The organism is Quatrionicoccus australiensis, assembly GCF_020510425.1.
In the GTDB taxonomy this organism is placed as follows: Bacteria; Pseudomonadota; Gammaproteobacteria; order Burkholderiales; family Rhodocyclaceae; genus Azonexus; species Azonexus australiensis_A.
Genome location: NZ_JAHBAH010000001.1, coordinates 2,775,697 through 2,793,149, shown reverse-complemented (window position 1 = coordinate 2,793,149; position 17,453 = coordinate 2,775,697). Strand labels below are relative to the sequence as shown.

At 64.5% G+C, this 17,453-nt stretch carries 19 protein-coding genes; 12 read left to right on the top strand and 7 right to left on the bottom strand.

The features are described from left to right. Positions 1 to 38 precede the first annotated feature (38 nt). From KIG99_RS13385 to lnt, 4 genes are read left to right on the top strand one after another with little or no spacing between them, the layout of a single operon-like run. Positions 39 to 980 (top strand): PhoH family protein, encoded by a 942-nt coding sequence (locus KIG99_RS13385; RefSeq protein WP_226461829.1) that lies wholly within the window; start codon positions 39 to 41, stop codon positions 978 to 980. Then, entirely contained in the window at positions 958 to 1,401 is a 444-nt protein-coding gene (gene ybeY, locus KIG99_RS13380) for an rRNA maturation RNase YbeY (protein WP_226460612.1), read from the top strand. The genes KIG99_RS13385 and ybeY overlap by 23 nt, the downstream gene beginning before the upstream one ends. A gap of 5 nt (positions 1,402 to 1,406) precedes the next feature. Further along, positions 1,407 to 2,258 carry an HlyC/CorC family transporter gene (locus KIG99_RS13375; RefSeq protein WP_226460611.1) on the top strand — a complete coding sequence of 284 codons (852 nt, stop codon included), beginning with the start codon at positions 1,407 to 1,409 and terminating at the stop codon, positions 2,256 to 2,258. Beyond that, positions 2,236 to 3,702: an apolipoprotein N-acyltransferase gene (gene lnt / locus KIG99_RS13370; protein ID WP_226460610.1), complete on the top strand. Its 1,467-nt coding sequence runs from the start codon at positions 2,236 to 2,238 to the stop codon at positions 3,700 to 3,702. The genes KIG99_RS13375 and lnt overlap by 23 nt, the downstream gene beginning before the upstream one ends. Before the next feature lie 3 nt (positions 3,703 to 3,705). Here the strand turns inward: lnt and KIG99_RS13365 are convergent, their stop codons facing one another. After that, a complete protein-coding gene (locus KIG99_RS13365; RefSeq protein ID WP_226460609.1) occupies positions 3,706 to 4,401 on the bottom strand; it encodes a lytic transglycosylase domain-containing protein in 696 nt (231 codons plus the stop codon). 361 nt (positions 4,402 to 4,762) lie between these two features. Between KIG99_RS13365 and glyQ the strand changes: the two genes are divergently transcribed. The 6 genes from glyQ to gloA are packed head-to-tail and all read left to right on the top strand — an operon-like array spanning position 4,763 to position 10,217. Beyond that, positions 4,763 to 5,695 carry a glycine--tRNA ligase subunit alpha gene (gene glyQ / locus KIG99_RS13360; protein WP_226460608.1) on the top strand — a complete coding sequence of 311 codons (933 nt, stop codon included), beginning with the start codon at positions 4,763 to 4,765 and terminating at the stop codon, positions 5,693 to 5,695. Position 5,696: 1 nt separating this feature from the next. Further along, the gene (glyS, locus tag KIG99_RS13355; RefSeq protein ID WP_226460607.1) at positions 5,697 to 7,805 is read left to right on the top strand and encodes a glycine--tRNA ligase subunit beta; all 2,109 of its coding nucleotides are present in this window, start codon (positions 5,697 to 5,699) and stop codon (positions 7,803 to 7,805) included. Between the two features lie 14 nt (positions 7,806 to 7,819). Continuing rightward, positions 7,820 to 8,371 carry a D-glycero-beta-D-manno-heptose 1,7-bisphosphate 7-phosphatase gene (gmhB, locus tag KIG99_RS13350; RefSeq protein ID WP_226460606.1) on the top strand — a complete coding sequence of 184 codons (552 nt, stop codon included), beginning with the start codon at positions 7,820 to 7,822 and terminating at the stop codon, positions 8,369 to 8,371. Then, positions 8,368 to 9,120, top strand: a complete 753-nt coding sequence (locus KIG99_RS13345) for a lysophospholipid acyltransferase family protein (RefSeq protein WP_226460605.1) — start codon at positions 8,368 to 8,370, stop codon at positions 9,118 to 9,120. Before gmhB ends, KIG99_RS13345 begins: the two co-directional genes overlap by 4 nt. Beyond that, the gene (locus KIG99_RS13340) at positions 9,098 to 9,817 is read left to right on the top strand and encodes a M48 family metallopeptidase (protein ID WP_226460604.1); all 720 of its coding nucleotides are present in this window, start codon (positions 9,098 to 9,100) and stop codon (positions 9,815 to 9,817) included. The genes KIG99_RS13345 and KIG99_RS13340 overlap by 23 nt, the downstream gene beginning before the upstream one ends. 16 nt (positions 9,818 to 9,833) lie before the next feature. Continuing rightward, a complete protein-coding gene (gloA, locus tag KIG99_RS13335; RefSeq protein ID WP_226460603.1) occupies positions 9,834 to 10,217 on the top strand; it encodes a lactoylglutathione lyase in 384 nt (127 codons plus the stop codon). A gap of 62 nt (positions 10,218 to 10,279) precedes the next feature. Here gloA and KIG99_RS13330 read toward each other — a convergent pair whose 3' ends face one another. Further along, the gene (locus KIG99_RS13330) at positions 10,280 to 11,434 is read right to left on the bottom strand and encodes a glycosyltransferase family 4 protein (protein ID WP_226460602.1); all 1,155 of its coding nucleotides are present in this window, start codon (positions 11,432 to 11,434) and stop codon (positions 10,280 to 10,282) included. Further along, on the bottom strand, positions 11,404 to 11,820 hold the full coding sequence (locus tag KIG99_RS13325; RefSeq protein ID WP_226460601.1) for a diacylglycerol kinase: 417 nt from the start codon (positions 11,818 to 11,820) through the stop codon (positions 11,404 to 11,406). The genes KIG99_RS13330 and KIG99_RS13325 overlap by 31 nt, the downstream gene beginning before the upstream one ends. 101 nt (positions 11,821 to 11,921) lie before the next feature. Between KIG99_RS13325 and KIG99_RS13320 the strand changes: the two genes are divergently transcribed. Together KIG99_RS13320 and KIG99_RS13315 are read left to right on the top strand one after the other, a co-directional pair. Continuing rightward, positions 11,922 to 12,605, top strand: coding sequence for a hypothetical protein (locus KIG99_RS13320; protein ID WP_226460600.1), 684 nt, complete (start codon positions 11,922 to 11,924; stop codon positions 12,603 to 12,605). 92 nt (positions 12,606 to 12,697) lie between these two features. After that, positions 12,698 to 13,072 (top strand): Crp/Fnr family transcriptional regulator, encoded by a 375-nt coding sequence (locus tag KIG99_RS13315; RefSeq protein WP_226460599.1) that lies wholly within the window; start codon positions 12,698 to 12,700, stop codon positions 13,070 to 13,072. Here KIG99_RS13315 and KIG99_RS13310 read toward each other — a convergent pair. From KIG99_RS13310 to KIG99_RS13295, 4 genes are all read right to left on the bottom strand, one after another. Beyond that, positions 13,042 to 13,263, bottom strand: coding sequence for a hypothetical protein (locus KIG99_RS13310; protein ID WP_226460598.1), 222 nt, complete (start codon positions 13,261 to 13,263; stop codon positions 13,042 to 13,044). The genes KIG99_RS13315 and KIG99_RS13310 overlap by 31 nt on opposite strands. Positions 13,264 to 13,323: 60 nt before the next feature. Beyond that, positions 13,324 to 15,483 carry a TonB-dependent receptor plug domain-containing protein gene (locus KIG99_RS13305; protein ID WP_226460597.1) on the bottom strand — a complete coding sequence of 720 codons (2,160 nt, stop codon included), beginning with the start codon at positions 15,481 to 15,483 and terminating at the stop codon, positions 13,324 to 13,326. Positions 15,484 to 15,613: 130 nt separating this feature from the next. Next, the gene (locus KIG99_RS13300; protein ID WP_226460596.1) at positions 15,614 to 16,723 is read right to left on the bottom strand and encodes an alpha-hydroxy acid oxidase; all 1,110 of its coding nucleotides are present in this window, start codon (positions 16,721 to 16,723) and stop codon (positions 15,614 to 15,616) included. Continuing rightward, complete coding sequence (locus tag KIG99_RS13295) at positions 16,720 to 17,397, bottom strand: Fe2+-dependent dioxygenase (protein WP_226460595.1); 678 nt, start codon at positions 17,395 to 17,397, stop codon at positions 16,720 to 16,722. Before KIG99_RS13295 ends, KIG99_RS13300 begins: the two co-directional genes overlap by 4 nt. Positions 17,398 to 17,453: the final 56 nt, after the last annotated feature.

Below are 17,453 nucleotides of genomic sequence, written 5' to 3'. Positions count from 1 at the left end.
AGGCGGCAGCCGCCAAACCCGCCCCGAAGCAGAAGCCGGTGGCGTTTGCACTCGCCCCGGTCGACAACGTTTTGCTGGCCAATTTGTGCGGCCCGCTCGACGAGAACATCCGCCAGATCGAAACCGGCTTCGATGTCGTCATTCGCCGGCGCAACGAGCGCTTCAGCATTTTGGGCGAAAAAGCGCAGTTGACCGCTGACGCGCTGCGCCACTTCTACGGCATGGCGCGCCAGCCGCTGTCGGTCGATGAAATCCAGCTCGGCCTGGTCCAATTCACCAACGGCCCGGTCCGGCGCATCACGCCGGGCAGCATCACCGACGGCCCGCAGCTGATCACACGCAAGACCGACCTGCACGGTCGCACGCCGCGCCAGGTCGCCTACCTGAAGGCGATCCAGGAGCACGACATCACCTTCGGCATCGGCCCGGCCGGCACCGGCAAGACCTATCTCGCCGTCGCCAGTGCCGTCGACGCCTTCGAGCGCGACCTGGTCGAACGCATCATCCTGACCCGGCCGGCGGTTGAAGCCGGCGAACGCCTCGGCTTCCTGCCCGGCGACCTGACGCAAAAGATCGACCCGTATCTGCGCCCGCTCTACGACGCACTCTACGACCTGATGGGCGCCGACCGCGTCAGCAAGCTCTACGAAAAGCGTGCCATCGAGATCGCGCCGCTCGCCTTCATGCGCGGCCGCACGCTGAACCACGCCTTCATCATCCTCGACGAAGCGCAGAACACGACGCCGGAGCAGATGAAGATGTTTCTGACCCGCATCGGCATCGGCGCCAAGGCGGTCGTCACCGGCGACATCACCCAGATCGACCTGCCCAAGGGTCACAAGAGCGGCCTGCGCGAAGCGCGCGACATCCTGCAGAATGTCCGCGGCCTGGCCTTTACCGAATTCCAGAAGGAAGATGTCGTGCGCCACCCGTTGGTCGCCCGCATCGTTGCCGCCTATGAATCCAAGCAAACGTCTTAATCTCTCCGTGCAATATGCCTGTAACCGCGAGGGCTTACCCTTGCGGGCGGATTTTGTCCGCTGGGCGCGCGCCGCGCTGGTCGGCGGTGGCGAAGTGACCATCCGCCTGGTCGATGCCGACGAAGGCCAGGCACTGAACAACGAGTATCGCGGCAAGGACTACGCGACCAACGTGCTGTCTTTTCCGTACGACACCGAACCGCTGGTGATGGGTGACCTGGTCATCTGTCCGACGGTGGTGGCGCGCGAGGCCAGTGAGCAGAACAAGCCGCTGGTAGCGCATTACGCCCATCTGGTGGTGCATGGTATGCTGCATTTGCAGGGCTGGGATCACGAAAACGACGCTGATGCCGAAGCCATGGAAGATGAAGAAAAGGAGATTCTCGCCGCGATGGGTTATCCAGACCCGTATGCGGTTTAAACATTATGGACAGTGACAGTAATAAACCCGGCTTTATCGAACGACTGACTTCCCTGCTGCTGCGCGAGCCTGATGACCGCGAGCAGTTGCTGGAAATCCTGCATGGCGCTTACGAGCGCAACCTGATGGACGCCGATGCGCTGACCATCATCGAAGGGGCGCTCGCCGCCTCCGACACCCGCGTCACCGACGTGATGATCCCGCGGGCCCAGATGGACGTCATCGACGTCGAAGACCCCCTCAGCGAAATCGTCCCGGTCGTCATAGAAGCAGCGCACTCGCGCTTTCCGGTGGTCGACGGCGACCGCGACAACGTGCTCGGCGTCCTGCTCGCCAAGGACCTGCTGCGCATCCAGACCGAAGAAAGCTTCGACCTGCGCGACTGGCTGCGCCCGGCCGTGTTCATTCCGGAATCGAAGCGTCTCAACGTGCTGCTCCGTGAATTCCGCGTCTCGCGCAACCACATGGCCATCGTCGTCAATGAATACGGCGGCGTCGCTGGCCTGGTCACCATCGAAGACGTGCTCGAACAGATCGTCGGCGACATCGAGGACGAATACGACTTCGACGAAGCGCACGACAACATCCGCCTCGACTCGACCGGCCGCTACCGCGTCAAGGCACGCACCGAAATCGAGGATTTCAACGCCGCCTTCACGACCAGCTTCTCCGACGAGGAGTTCGACACCGTCGGCGGCCTGATCCTGCGCCAACTCGGTCGCGTGCCGAAGCGCAACGAAATCATCGATATCGACGGCATCCGCTTCCAGGTCCTGCGTGCCGACAGCCGCCGGCTGTACACGCTGCTCGTCGACGTTATCAAGCCCCAGACCGGTGCTGATCAGCCGGCTGCCTGAGCGAGCCGCGCGCCGCCTGGCCCTGGCCGCCCTGACCGGTGCGGCCGGCGTACTCTGCTTTGCCCCCTTCGGGTTGTTCTGGCTGGCGCCGGTCGTCTGGCTGGTGCTGTTCGCGCTTTTCGTCGCCGCCGACAACACCCGCCAGGCCGCACTGAACGGCCTGGCCTTCGGCCTCGGCTTCTTCCTGACCGGGGTTTCCTGGGTTTATGTCAGCCTCTCGGTCTTCGGCGGCATGCCCTGGTGGCTGGCCGGCACTGCCGCCTTCCTGTTCTGTGCCGTGCTGGCGCTCTTCCCCGCCCTGGCCGGAGGGCTGTTCAAGCGCTGGCAACCGGAAGCCTTCTGGCAACAAGCACTTTACTTTGCTGCACTGATCGCAACGGTCGACTGGATCAGAACCTGGCTTTTCACCGGCTTTCCCTGGCTCGCCCTCGGTTATTCGCAAGCGCCGCCCAGCCCGCTCGCCGGTTTTGCGCCGCTGCTCGGCGTGCATGGCCTGAGCCTGCTCGTCGCACTCGCCGGCGCCCTGCTGCTGCGCTGGCGCATCGGCGTTCCGGTACTTTGCATTCTTGCCGCTGGCGGTTTCGGCCTGCGCCAGATCGAATGGACCACACCGGCCGGTTCTCCGATCAGCGTTGCGCTGGTGCAGGGCAACGTGCCGCAGGAAATGAAATTCCGTCCGGAAGCCTTCTTCCGGACACTGGATCTTTATCAGCAACTGATTGAACAGCATCCGGCGCAACTGACCATACTCCCGGAAACTGCTTTACCGGTCTTCATCGACCAGCTGCCGCCGGAATATGTGCAGGCCTTGCAGCGCAGCGTGCGCGCCCATGGCGGCGACCTGATCACCGGCACACTGACCGGCGACCTCGACCATTACTGGAACAGCGCGGTCAGTCTCGGCACCTCACCGAGCCAGGTTTACAGCAAGCAGCACCTGGTCCCATTCGGCGAATTCATCCCGGCCGGTTTTGCCTGGATCATGGCGCAGGCCAACATTCCGCTGTCCGCCTTCTCGCGCGGCCCGGAAAGCCAGCCGCCGCTGGCCGTGGCCGGCCAGCACGTAGCGGTCAACATCTGCTACGAGGACGTTTTCGGCGAGGAAATCATCCGCGCCCTGCCCCAGGCCGGCATCCTCGCCAACCTGTCGAACACCGCCTGGTTCGGCCATTCGCTGGCCCAGCCGCAGCATTTGCAGATCGCGCAGTTGCGCGCCGCCGAAACCGGCCGCCCGATGCTGCGCGCCACCAATACCGGGATGACCGCGATCGTCGCCGCCGGCGGCGACATCCAGGCCGTGCTGCCGGCCTTCACGACCGGCGTGCTGCAGGGCGAGGTCGTCGCCCGCAGCGGCACGACGCCATTCATCCGTTACGGCAATTACGGCTTCCTGCTGCTCGCCGGCTTGTTTATGCTCGCCAGCCGCTGGCCGCGCCGGCGCTAAAGCTCAGGTCGTCGTACGCAGGCGCAGTGCGGCCTGTTCCAGACGCTGCTTTTCGGCCAGCACCTTGCCGGCGTAACGCCGCTCGGGATCGCTGACGGCGCCGCCGAACTGCTGCAGGCCTTCCTCCAGGCCACCGTTGCGACGGATCGACTCCTTGAGAACGCGAGCGCCGACCTGGACGTTGGTCACCGGGTCAAGAAAGGATGCACTAGGGATCTCTTCCGGCAGCTTGTCGAGATGAAAGCGGGGAATGACCTGCATCAAGCCCTGGGCGCCGACAACGCTTTGCGAGAACGGGTTGAAGCCCGATTCAACGCCGATGACGGCGATGATTAGCAGCGGATCAAGATGCAACTCGCGCGCCGTGGCCTGCGCTGTCGAAAAAATCGGCAGCAAGGCCTCGTCGGCCACCCGGTAACGCTTGGATACGTAATCCAGCGCACCGCGCATGCGCGGACTGAGAGAACCCAGCGACGGCTCGGCCGCGAGATCGGCCAACTCTTCCTCGACCGCAACAGCGGCCTCGGATGACGGAACCAGGCCCATGAAACTGTCGAGCAGGTTGAAACGGCCACTTTGCTGGCCGATCAGGGCGATGATGAAAATCAGTCCGGCCAGCATCAGGATTTTCCGGAGCGCCAGATAGAGGACAGAACAAGCCCGCTGAAGTGCGGGGGAAAGGGTAGCAGAAGCGATCATGTGACCTCCTTCACTGTTGCCACTGCGAAAAAACATCTTCGACAGCGAACGGTTACAGGGGGATACGACACCGAAAAGGGCGGACGAGGAACGTCCCGAAACCCGCAGGGCAGCTAGTCCAGCCGCCGAAAAACCCGGTGTTGCACCGCAACATAAATCGCAGTTTATTGATTTGATTGAACTTTGTCAAATCGAGCCAAAACACGGGCAAGCAAAAGTGTTGCGTCGCAACAACAAACCCGTGCCCAAGCCGGGCCAACAGGAGGTGCAGCCCGGCCCCGGCCCTTGCCGGCCGGCGACCCTGCCGGATCGCCGCAAAAGGCAGTAAAATCACGGCTTTCCGTCTTTCCAAGTGCGTCCCATGACCACCAGCAAGAAACCCAGTTTCCAAGAAATCATCCTGCGCCTGCAGCAATACTGGAGCGACAAGGGCTGCGCCCTGCTTCAGCCCTACGACATGGAAGTCGGCGCCGGCACCAGCCACACCGCCACCTTCCTGCGCGCCATCGGCCCCGAGCCATGGAAGGCCGCCTACGTGCAGCCCTCGCGCCGCCCCAAGGACGGTCGTTACGGCGAAAACCCGAACCGCATGCAGCACTACTACCAGTTCCAGGTGGTATTGAAGCCGGCGCCGGACAACATCCTTGAGCTCTACCTCGGCTCGCTCGAAGCCCTCGGCTTCGACCTGAAGAAGAACGACGTGCGTTTCGTCGAGGACGACTGGGAAAACCCGACGCTGGGCGCCTGGGGTCTGGGTTGGGAAGTCTGGATGAACGGCATGGAAGTGACGCAATTCACCTACTTCCAGCAGGTCGGCGGCATCGACTGCAAGCCGATCACCGGCGAAATCACCTACGGCATCGAACGCCTCGCCATGTACCTGCAAGGCGTCGAAAACGTCTATGACCTGACGTGGACCGACGGCCTGACTTATGGCGACGTTTACCACCAGAACGAAGTCGAGCAATCGACCTACAACTTCGAGCACTCCGACGTCGACTTCCTGTTCCAGGCCTTCGGCGCGCACGAGAAGCAGGCGCAGCACCTGATGGGCGCCCAGCTCGCGCTGCCGGCCTACGAACAGGTCCTGAAAGCCGCGCACACCTTCAACCTGCTCGACGCGCGCGGCGCCATCTCGGTGACCGAACGTGCCGCCTACATTGGCCGCATCCGCAACCTGGCCCGTGCCGTGGCGCAAGCCTACCTCGACTCGCGCGCCCGCCTCGGCTTCCCGATGGCCCCGAAGGAATGGGCCGCCGAAGTTCTCGCCCAGATTGAAAAGAAAGTTGCCTGATATGTCGACCAAGAATCTCCTCGTCGAACTGTTCGTTGAAGAACTGCCGCCCAAGGCACTCAAGAAGCTGGGTGAAGTCTTTGCCCAGACCCTGGCCGCCTCGCTGAAAAACACCGGTCTGGCCGCGTCGACCGCTACGGTCACTGCTTATGCCTCGCCGCGCCGCCTCGCCGCGCATGTCACCGACGTCGCCGCGGTTGCCGCCGACAAGCCGGTGGTGCAGAAGCTGATGCCGGTCGCCGTCGGTCTCGATGCTGCCGGCAACGCCACACCCGCCCTGCTCAAGAAGCTCGGCGCCCTCGGTGCCGACGCCTCCTGCGTGCCGAACCTGCGTCGCGAAAACGACGGCAAGGCCGACGTGCTGTTCTACGAAAGCCTGGCCAAGGGCGCGACGCTGGCCGAAGGCCTGCAGAAGGCACTCGAAGCCGCCCTCGCCGCGCTGCCCATCCCCAAGGTCATGACTTACCAGTTGCAGGATGGCTGGAGCAGCGTCAATTTCGTGCGCCCAGCGCATGGTCTGGTCGCCCTGCACGGCGCCGACGTCGTGCCGCTCGCCATCCTCGGCCTGACCTCCGGCCGCGCAACGCACGGCCACCGCTTTGAAGCAGCCGTCGATCCGGTCGTTTTTGACCATGCCGACGAATACGCCGCCAGGCTGGCAACCGACGGTGCCGTGATCGCCTCCTTCGCCGAACGCCGTGCCGAGATCGTTCGCCAGCTAGAAGCTGCCGCCGCCTCCGCTGGAGGCAAGCCGATTGAGGACGACGCCCTGCTCGACGAAGTCACCGCGCTGGTCGAGCGCCCGAACGTCCTGGTCGGCCAGTTCGAGGAAGAATTCCTCGCCGTGCCGCAGGAATGCCTGATTCTGACCATGAAGGCCAACCAGAAATATTTCCCGCTGCTCGATGCCGCAGGCAAGCTGACCAACAAGTTCCTCGTCGTCAGCAACATCAGCCCGGAAGATGCTTCAGCCGTGATCGGCGGCAACGAGCGCGTCGTGCGCCCGCGCCTGGCTGATGCCAAGTTCTTCTTCGACCAGGACCGCAAGAAGTCTCTGGAAAGCCGTGTCATCGGCCTGTCCAAGGTCGTCTATCACAACAAGCTGGGCACCCAGGGCGAGCGCATGCAGCGCGTCGCCGCGATTGCCCGCGCCATTGCCGAACATCTTGGCGGCGGCGAACTGGTGCAGCATGCCGAACAGGCTGCGGTACTGGCCAAGGCTGACCTGCTCACCGACATGGTCGGCGAATTCCCGGAACTGCAGGGCATCATGGGCCGCTACTACGCCCAGCACGACGGCCTCAACGCCGACGTCGCCGACGCCATCGAAGACCACTACAAGCCGCGCTTCGCCGGTGACAGCCTGCCGCGCGGTCGCGTCGGCACCATCGTCGCGCTCGCCGACAAGCTGGAAACCCTGGTCGGCATGTTCGGCATCGGCCAGATCCCGACCGGCGACCGCGATCCGTTCGCGCTGCGCCGGCATGCGCTGGGCACCATCCGCATGCTCGCCGAGGGCAACCTGGATTTGCCCCTCGACAGCCTGTTGACCGTTGCGGCCCAGGCTTTTGCCGCGGTCGACGGTTTCAAGGCCGCGGAAAGCGCGCTCGCCGACTTCATCTACGACCGCCTCGCCGGCAACCTGCGCGAGCAGGGTTACACGGCACAGGAAGTCGACGCCGTAGTCTCGCAACGGCCGCAACGCCTGGGTGACATCCCGAAGCGCCTGGCCGCCGTGCGCGCCTTTGCCGCGCTGCCGGAAGCCGCCGCGCTGGCCGCCGCCAACAAGCGGGTCGGCAACATCCTGAAGAAGGTCGAAAACCCGGTCGAACCGACCGCGGTTGCCGCCCTGCTCGTCGAGCCGGCCGAAATCGCGCTGCACGCCGCGCTGGTCGATGTCGTGCCGCAGGCCGATGCCGCCTTCGACACCGGCGACTACACCGAGTCGCTGCAGGCCCTGGCCGCGCTGCGTGCGCCGGTTGATGCCTTCTTCGACGGCGTCATGGTCAATGCCGAGGACCCGGCCCTGCGCGCCAACCGGCTCGGCCTGCTCGCCCATCTGCACGCAGCGATGAACCGCGTTGCCGACCTTTCCAAGCTTTCTGCCTGATCCGGAGAGCCGCCATGCCAACCAAGCTTGTCATTCTCGATCGCGACGGCGTCATCAACTTCGACTCGGCCCAGTTCATCAAGAACCCGGCCGAGTGGAAGCCGATCCCCGGCAGCCTGGAGGCCATCGCCCGCCTCAACCAGAGCGGCTACAAGGTGGTGGTCGCCACCAACCAGTCCGGCGTCGGGCGCGGCTTGTTTGACATGGATACCCTGAACAGCATCCATGAAAAGATGCACAAGACGCTGTTTGGCGTCGGTGGCCGCATCGATGCCGTGTTCTACTGCCCGCACCCGGCCGACTCCGACTGCGATTGCCGCAAGCCCAAGCCGGGCATGTTCAAGCGCATTGCGGAAACGCTCAACGCCGACCTGAAGGGCGTGCCGGCGATCGGCGATTCGCTGCGCGACCTGCAGGCTTCGGTCGTGCTCGGTTGCCTGCCGATGCTGGTGCATACCGGCAAGGGCGACAAGACCAGTGCCGAAGGCAATCTGCCGGCCGGCACGCTGGAATTCGCCAACCTGTCGGCAGCGGTCGACTTCATTCTGGCAGGCAAAAAGGCATGATCGCCATTCGTTCCACCGTGTTCATGGCCTGGGCCCTGCTCTGGTCGGTTCTCACCGCACCGCTCGTGGTCGGCGCCGCACTGCTCCTGCGCGGGCGCTGGGGCTACCACGCCGGCAAGCTGTGGCGCCTCGGCATCCAGTTCGGCGTCGAGAACATGCTCGGCATCCGGCCCAAGGTGATCGGTCTGGAAAACATGCCGAAAGAGCCCTGCGTCATTCTTTCCAAGCACCAGTCGGCCTGGGAAACGATGACCATCCAGGATTACGTGCCGAAGGGCGCCTACTGCGTCTTCGTGCTGAAGAAGGAATTGCTGCGCATTCCGCTGATGGGCTGGGGCCTGGCCGCGATGAAGATGATCTCGATCGACCGCGCCGCCGGCAAGAATGCCCTCGACCAGGTCGTCGCCCAGGGCCGCGAGCGCCTGCAGCAGGGCTACTACGTGATCATCTTCCCGGAAGGCACGCGTGTCGCGCCGGGCCAGAAGAAACGCTACAAGCCGGGCGGCGCCTATCTCGCCACCCATGTCGGCTGCAAGGTCGTGCCGATCGCGCACAATGCCGGCGAACTGTGGCCGCGCCAGGCTTTCCTGAAAAAGCCGGGCACCGTGACGATCAGCATCGGCCCGGCCTTCGACGCCACCGGCATGAGCGAGGCCGAAGTCAATCAGCGCACCGAGGAATGGATCGAAGGCGAAATGCAGCGCATCTCGCCGCATCGCTATTCGGATGTCCAGCACGACGCCAGCTGAGAGCAGCCACCGGATTGCGCTGGCCGGCGAAGAAGTCGGCTACCAGCTGCGGCGCAGCAAGCGCCGCACCATCGGCCTGGCTATCGACCAGCGTGGTTTGCGCGTTGCCGCGCCGCTGCGCGCCCGCCTCGGCGACATCGAAAACCTGATCCGCGAGCACGGCCAGTGGGTACTCGACAAGCTCGCCAACTGGCGCGAGCGACCGCCCCCGGAAAAAACACAAATCGTCGACGGCAGCGTCATTTCCGTCCTTGGCGCAGCGTTGACCGTTACCGTGACGCCGCTCGGCCGCGCTCGCTGGCAATTCGTCGACAACAAGCTGCACCTGTGGCCATCCGCCACGGTCAACGCCAATCAATTGCTCGAAAAGGCGCTGCGCGAAAAAGCCCGTTCCCTGTTCGTCGACCGTCTGGCGCTCTACGCACCGCGCCTCGGTGTCGCTGCGCCGGCACTGCGCCTGTCCTCCGCGCGCACACGCTGGGGCAGTTGCAGCCACCACGGCGGCATCTCGCTCAACTGGCGCCTGATCTTCATGCCGCTGCCGGTCGTCGATTACGTCGTCTGCCACGAGCTGGCGCATCTCAAGGAAATGAACCACAGCCCGCGCTTCTGGTCTGTGGTGGAGCAACTCTGTCCGGACTGGCGGGCGCTGCGCATAGCATTGCGCCAGCTCGGCCGGCAGATCCCGCAACTATAAAATCCAGGAAAACAGCATGCGCATTCTGCACACCATGATCCGCGTCGGCGATCTCGACCAGTCCATCGCCTTCTACACCGAAGTCCTCGGCATGCAACTGCTGCGCCGCAACGACTACCCGGAAGGCCGCTTCACGCTGGCTTTCGTCGGCTACGGTCCGGAAGAGAGCGGTGCCGTGCTCGAACTGACCCACAACTGGGATACCAAGAGCTACGAACTGGGCAACGGCTACGGCCATATCGCCCTCGCCGTGCCGGATGCGGCAGCGGCCTGCGCCGCGATCAAGGCGCGCGGCGGCAAGGTGGTGCGCGAAGCCGGCCCGATGAAGCACGGCACGACGATCATCGCCTTCGTTGATGACCCGGACGGCTACAAGATCGAACTGATCCAGCACGCCTGAGGCATTTTCCGGTCGCCCAGGCGGTCGACCGGATTTTTACGGGCATTTTCAGCCGGCAATGCTTAGCCGGCGATGGCCTCGCGGGCGACGCTCTCGAAACTGGCGACGACGCCGGCCCAGCTATGCGGCAACATGGTCTGCCGCGCCGCGTCGGCCAGTCGGCTGAGGCGCTTGCCATCACCGAGCATCCACAGCGCCGCGGCGAGATAGCCGCTTTCGTCGCCCGGCGAGGCGACCGTGCCGTTTTCTTCATGCTGCACCAGCTCGGCCGCGGCCGCACTGCGATAGGCGACCACCGGCAGGCCGCTCGCCATGGCTTCGGCGACGACGTTGCCGTAGGTTTCGGTCAGGCTGGGGAAGAGGAAGAGATCGGCGCTGGCGTAATGCGCAGCCAGATCCTCGCCGAGACGCACGCCGGCAAAATGGTGGTCGGCATGCTGGCGCGCCAGTTGCGTCGCCGACGGGCCGTCGCCGACCCAGATCATGCGCGCCGCCGGATGCTCGGCCTGGATCGCGGCAAAGCTTTTCTGCACCAGCGCCAGGTTTTTCTCCGCCGCCAGCCGGCCGACATAGAGGCAGGCCGGACCGGCCACACCGACGCCCCAGCTGGCGCGCATCGCCTCGCTGCGCCGCACCGGGTTGAACAGCTTGGTATCGACGCCGCGCCCGACCACACGCACGCCGCTGATCCCTTCGCCGGCCAGATCGGCGGCGAGGGCGGCAGTCGGCACCATGGTCGCGCGCGTGCGCCGGTGCAGGGTGCGCAGGTAAGCGGCCACCGCCGGACGCATCCAGCCGACGCCGTAATGCACGCTGTAACGGTCGAAATTGGTGTGAAAGGCCGACGTCACCGGGATGCCGAGCCGGCGTGCGGCATTGACCGCCGACCAGCCGAGCGGACCTTCGGTGACGACATGCACCAGGTCCGGCCGCTGGTGCCGCCACTGCCGCGCCAACCGGCGCCCGGCCGGCAAACCGAGGCGCAGGCCGGGATAACCGGGCAGCGGCAGACCGCTGACGGTCAACTCGTGTTCATTGCCAAAATCCGCTGCGCCCTGGCGCGGCCGGATGACGCTGACCCGGTGGCCGCTCTCGCGCAAACCGGCGACCAGACGACCGACCGTCATCGCGACGCCATTGACCTCGGGCGGAAAAGTTTCGGTGACGAAGGCGATATCGAGCCGGGTCATGCTGCCGCCAACCAGACGCAGACCCACACCACCACCACGTTGAGCAGCGAGACGAGTACCGCGGCGCTGCCGATATCCTTGGCGCGCTTGGCCAGACGGTGGTTTTCCAGGCTGACCCGGTCGACCACCGCCTCGATGGCGGAATTGAGCAATTCGACAATCAGCACCAGCAGCAGGCTGGCGATCATCAGGCCGCGCCCCAGCCAGGGCACGGGCAGCAGGAAGGCGGTCGGAATCAGCAGCAGGGCGAGCCAGACCTCCTGGCGGAAAGCGTCTTCGCACAGGTAAGCCGCCTTGAGACCGGCGACCGAGTAGTTGAAGGCATTCCAGACCCGGCGCAGCCCGGTCTTCCCCTTGAAGGGCGATTCGTGCTGCGGGTCCAGCCCGAGTTCGTGCGGCGTAGGTTCCTGCATGGCATCTCCATGAAAGCGCCCACGGTAATCAGACTGCGCTAAGCTTTGATGACAGCCGCTGTCACCAAAATGTCAGAAATCTCCGCTACCATCGCGCCCCCATGCGCCGCCTCCTGACCTTCCTCCTGCCTTTCGCCTGCAGCCTGCCGGCCCATGCTGCCCGGCCGATGACCACCGACGATGCCCGGCTGACCGATGCCCAGGCCTGCCAGGTCGAAACCTGGCTGCATCTGCACGGCCAGCAAAAGGAATGGTGGGCGCTGCCCGCCTGCAATCCAGGAGGAAACTTCGAGTTGACCCTCGGCGGTGCGCTCGCCTATTCGGAAGGTGCCATGCAGAGCGGTGCCCAGGTCATCCAGGGCAAGACCTTGTTCAAGGCGCTGGAAACAAATGGCTGGGGCATCGGTCTGGCGGCCGGCTACACGACCCAGCCCGGCAACGCGCATTCCGGCTCGCCCTATTTCTACGTACCGACCAGCTTTTCGTTTGCCGACGACCGCGTCGTCATCCATACCAATCTCGGCTACACGCGCGAGCGCGAAAACCACCAGACCCGCCTGACCTGGGGCATCGGCACCGAGCTGCAAGCCAGCGAGCGCCTCTACGTCATCGCCGAGACCTACGGCCAGGACAAGGGCAACGCCTACTTCCAGACCGGCCTGCGCTACTGGATCGTGCCCAACCGCGTGCAGATCGACACCACCTACGGCAGCCAGTTCAGCCACCTGCGCGAAGAGCGCTGGCTCTCGATCGGCCTGCGCCTGATCTCGCCGGCCTTGTTCTAGATCAAGGGTCACGCGTTTGTAACCTGGCCGCAACGAAAGTGCCGGGACCGCTATGCTAAAAGTACTACCTCCTCATTAGCGGAAGCACGTCCATGGTTTTCTTCGAACTGTTCGCCAACAATCCCGACATCGTCCGCATTGCCGCCGGTCAGCCATTGTTTTCCGAGGGTGATGACGGTCACCGGATGTTCGTGCTGGCCACCGGCACGGCCGAAGTCATCGTCAACAACCGCGTTGTCGAGCAATTGCAGCACGGCAATATCGTTGGCGAAATGGGCATCGTCTCATCCGGACCGCGCTCGGCGACGGTGGTTGCGACCAGCGATTGCGAATTCGTCGCGATCGACGAAAAACGCTTCAACTACCTGGTGCAGCAGACGCCCTTCTTCGCCACCCAGGTCATGCGCGTGATGGCCGAACGCCTGCGGGCGGTCAATCAGATGGTGACGCCGGTCGAAGACATCTGATCGACGTGCGGCGGCAGGAACTCGCCGCACCAGGCATGTACGCTGACCGCCGGGAAACGCCAGTGATGCGTTTCCCGCGGTGAGCTTTCACCGGCAAAGACCGGCGGAAAACGGTGGCAGGCGCCATTCAGCGCATCCGCCGCCTTGAAATATCGACACTGACTACAACTGGCTTCGAAAGCTTCGCTCATGGGGTTTTCTTCAATCGGCAACGGTTGACCGATTATCCACGGCAAATCCCGCTCAGACCATTACCACTTTGTTTCAAGCGTCAGGAAATAGCTGGCCAGCCCCGGCGTCCGGTCGGTTTCGGTCCGGCTGACCAGGCCGTTGATGTCGACTTCCTGCAACCAGTTGGTACGCTCTTCGCGCGTCACGTTCTGCGCCGAAAAACGTAGCGCCGTCTGGCTGCTGATCTTGTACAGCGCATAGAGGTCGAGCTGCTTGCGCTCGCCCTGCTGCTGGCGGACGGTGGCGCTGCTTTCGCGGTCGAGCGCCGACGAATAGCTGTAATTGCCGCCCATGCTCAGACGCCAGGACGGAACCTCGTAATCGATGCCGAGGTTGGCACTCTTGCGCGGCCCTTCGCCGGCGCCCAGGCCCGCGACCTGCTCCAGCATTTTGGTATCGGTGTAGGCGAGATTGCCGCGCAGCGTCAGATTCGGCAGGCCGAGGGCGGCCATTTTCGCCTTGAAATCGACCAGGCCGCCGCGCAGTTGCGCCTTGCCGACATTGCGCGGCCGCTCGACCCAGCGCCCGGCTTCGTTTTCGATCAGGCGCTGGACGTAGTTGTCGATGGTCCGGTCGAAGACCGAGAAACCGATGGTGCCGCCGCGCCCTTCGAGATAATGCTCGATGCCCAGCTCGATGCTGCGCAGGCGTTCCGGCGCCAGTTGGCTGTTGCCGCCACGATCGGGGTTGCTCGACGAATTGACGCCGCTTGCCTCGCGCACGATGGGGCTCAAATCGCGCGTCTGCGGCTGGCGGGTGTTGCCGGCGATGCTGGCGCGGAAATTCCACGCGTCGGTGACCTGCCACAGGTAATGCAGCGACGGATCGACCGAGTTGTAATTGCGCTCGATGCGACCGTTGCTGCTGTCGTCGATCTTCGTCTGCAGCACCTGGAATCGCAGGCCGGGCGTCAGCACATGCTGCTCGGCGACCTGCCATTCGTCCTGCAGCCAGCCGACGACGCGGCTTTCGGTCAGATGCGCCGAACTGCTGGCACCACCGCCGGTGCGCTGCTGATCGTCATCGGTCGATTTGTCGCGCCATTCGAGCGCACCGGTCAACAGGTGATTTTCGAAGAAAAGCTGCTTGCGGCGCAGTTCGAGCATGATTTCGCTTTCCTCGCGCACGGTCTTGTCACGCTGGTTGGCGGTCAGACTGCCGGCAGCATCGTATTTGCGCGTTGTCCGCTCGCTGTCGTCGCGCTCGCCCTGCAGCATCACGCGCGCCGTGGTTTCGCTGCCGCCGGCGCCCTGGTTTCGCCACTCGGCGGCGAGTCGACCGGTAGCGCGCGTCGTTTCCTGGCGCAGACGATCCGTCGAAGCGACGCCGGAGGTATCGCGCTCGATAGTCGAGTCGCGCAGGCTGTCGGTATAGGTCAGGAAAGGCGTCAAGGTCAGGCGGTTGCCGCTGCCGAGATTCCAGGAAAAGCGCGGACTCAGCGTCAGATTGTTGTCGTGCCCGGTCTGCGTTGCCTTCTCGCGGATCGTATCGGTCAACACGCCGCCAGTGTAGGTTTTCGCCTGCATCTCCTGCGAACCGACCACCGGCCGGCTGTTGAAGGCGCCGGACAGCAGGTAGCCGAAATCGCCGGCATCCGGCTCGCCGTACTGGCCTTCCAGGCGATACGACGGCTCGCCGTCGGTGAAGCCGATGCCGACCTTGGCGCTGCGCGTCAGCTGGCTGGGCACATCGCGCAGGATCAGGTTGATCACGCCGCCCGGACTGAGTACCGGAAATTCGGCGGTGCTGTTGCGGATGATCTCGACGCGCTCGATCAGCTCGACCGGCAGACGCAAGGCGGCCATCGGATTGCGCCCGCCGCCCGGCAGCGGCTGGCCGTCGACCAGGATCTGCGGCATGTTGCGGTCGGGGCTGCGTTGCTTGCCGCGCGGTCCACCGTCCATGTCGGTGAAATTGCCACCACCCGGCAGCTTGGAGAGCAGTTCGGCCATCGACGAAGCATCCAGCGTATCGAGTTCCTCGCGGTCGATGACGATCTTGCCGGCGGTCGCATTGCGGCGCAGTTCCTGGCTTTGCGTCTTCTTGGCGCTGACGCTGACTTCGGAGAGGACGCGTTCCTCGCTCGCCGGCGCTGTCTGGGCGATGGCCGCCGCCATGGGGGTCAGCAGGAAACCGAGGGGAAGCAGCGCGCGGCCGCAAAAGAAGGGGGAGTCAGTCATTTTGTTTTCCAGATGTTGTTGCTGGCTGGCTGTATGGCTGGCTGCGAAAACGCAGCATAACAACGCACAGGGCAAAAAAATCGCGTGCTTACGAATGCTTAAGACTTTTACAAAGCAGTTGCAAAAGCCCTCAGTTGAGGCCATCCAGCCAGAGGCGGTCGGGCGTGATTTCGGCCAGCGTGACACAGCCGGAGAGCGCCATGCAAACCTCGAGTTCCTCGCGCAGCAGCTTGATCAGGTGGGCGACGCCGAGTGCGCCGGCGACCGCCAGTGCCTGCACGTAGGGGCGGCCGAGCAGCACCGCGTCGGCACCGAGCGCCAGCGCCTTGAAGACATCGCTGCCGCGCCGGATGCCGCCGTCGAGCAGCAGCGTGACCTTGGCGCCAACCCGGGCGCGCATCTCCGGCAGCACATCGAGCGGTGCCACCGTCGTGTCGAGCACGCGCCCGCCGTGATTCGAGATAACCAGGCCCTGCACGCCGCAACTGACTGCCTGTGCGGCATCCTCCGGGTGCAGCACGCCCTTGAGCAGGAGCGGCAAAGTCGTTTGCGCGCGCAGCCATTCGATATCGGCCCAGGTCGGCGCCAGCGCCATCATGCCGGCGAAGACCGGGCTGTCATTGGCCGAGAGCAGCGGCATTTTCGGTGTTTCAGCGAGGTTGACCGCTGCGACCTTGGGCGGCAGCGCAAAGCCGGCGCGCTGTTCGCGGTTGCGGATGCCGCTGAGCGGCGCATCGATGGTCAGCACCAGCGCCTGGTAGCCGGCCGCCTCGGCGCGGCGGACCAGCGCCAGCGAGGCGTCGCGTCCGCCCTGCCAGTAGAGCTGGAACCAGAGCGGCGAACCGGCCTGGCTGGCAATATCTTCCAGACGGGTCGAGGCCAGCGTGCTGACCAGCATGCCGGCGCCCATCACGCTGGCACCAAGGACGGTTGCCAGCTCGCCATCCGGATGGAAGAGACGCTGGTAGGCGACCGGTGCGAGTAGCAGCGGATGCGCCAGTTCCTGCCCGAACAGGCAACAGCGGGTGTGCCCCTGCGTGAGATCGCGCAACACGCGCGGACGCAGCGAAATCGACTGGAATGCTTCGCCGTTGCCGCGCAGGCTCAGCTCGTCGGCTGCTCCGCCCTGCAGGTAGGCCCAGGCGTTGTCGTCGAGATGCTGGCGGGCGCGTGCCTCGTAGTCGCAGGCGGCAACCAGGTCATGCGGGATCAGCTCAAGCGGCGGCAGCGGCATGTTCATTCCGCCCATTGCTGCAGCAGCTTGTGATAGTGCCCGGTCAGCGCGACGACTTCGGGCGTGTCGCCGAGCTGACCGCGCAGCTTGAGAATGTTCATGTCCAGATCAAACAGCATGGCGCGGCGCCAGGCATCGCGCACCAGGCTCTGCGTCCACAGGAAGGAAGCGACGCGCACGCCCTTGGTCACCGGCTCGACGCGGTGCAGGCTGGTTGACGGATAGACGATGGCATCGCCGGCCGCCAGCTTGACCTCATGGCAACCGTAGCTGTCCTCGGCGATCAGCTCGCCGCCTTCGTATTCGTCAGGTTCGCTGAGGAAGACCGTGGTCGATACGTCGGTGCGGATTTTCTGGCCGCTGAAGCGGTCGGTCTGGATCGCGTTGTCGATGTGGTTGCCGTAGTGACCACCGTGCATGTAGCGATTGAACATCGGCGGCAGGATGTGCTTGGGCAGCGCCGCGGCAACGAACAGCGGATGCCGTTGCAGGGCATCGGCCACCCGCTGCGACAAATTGGCAAATATCGGCGAGTCGACCGCCAGCTGCTCGTTGCGCTTGATCCCGGAGGCCTGCGCACCGGCCGTCTGCAGACCGTCCACCCAGCCCTCATGGTCGAGCAGGCGGCGAATTTCGGCAACTTCCTGTTTGCTCAGGACTTCAGGAATGTGCAGCAGCATGACGGACTCCTCTTTGACAAAAGGCCCCGCCTGGTAGGCGGGGCCTGAACAACCGG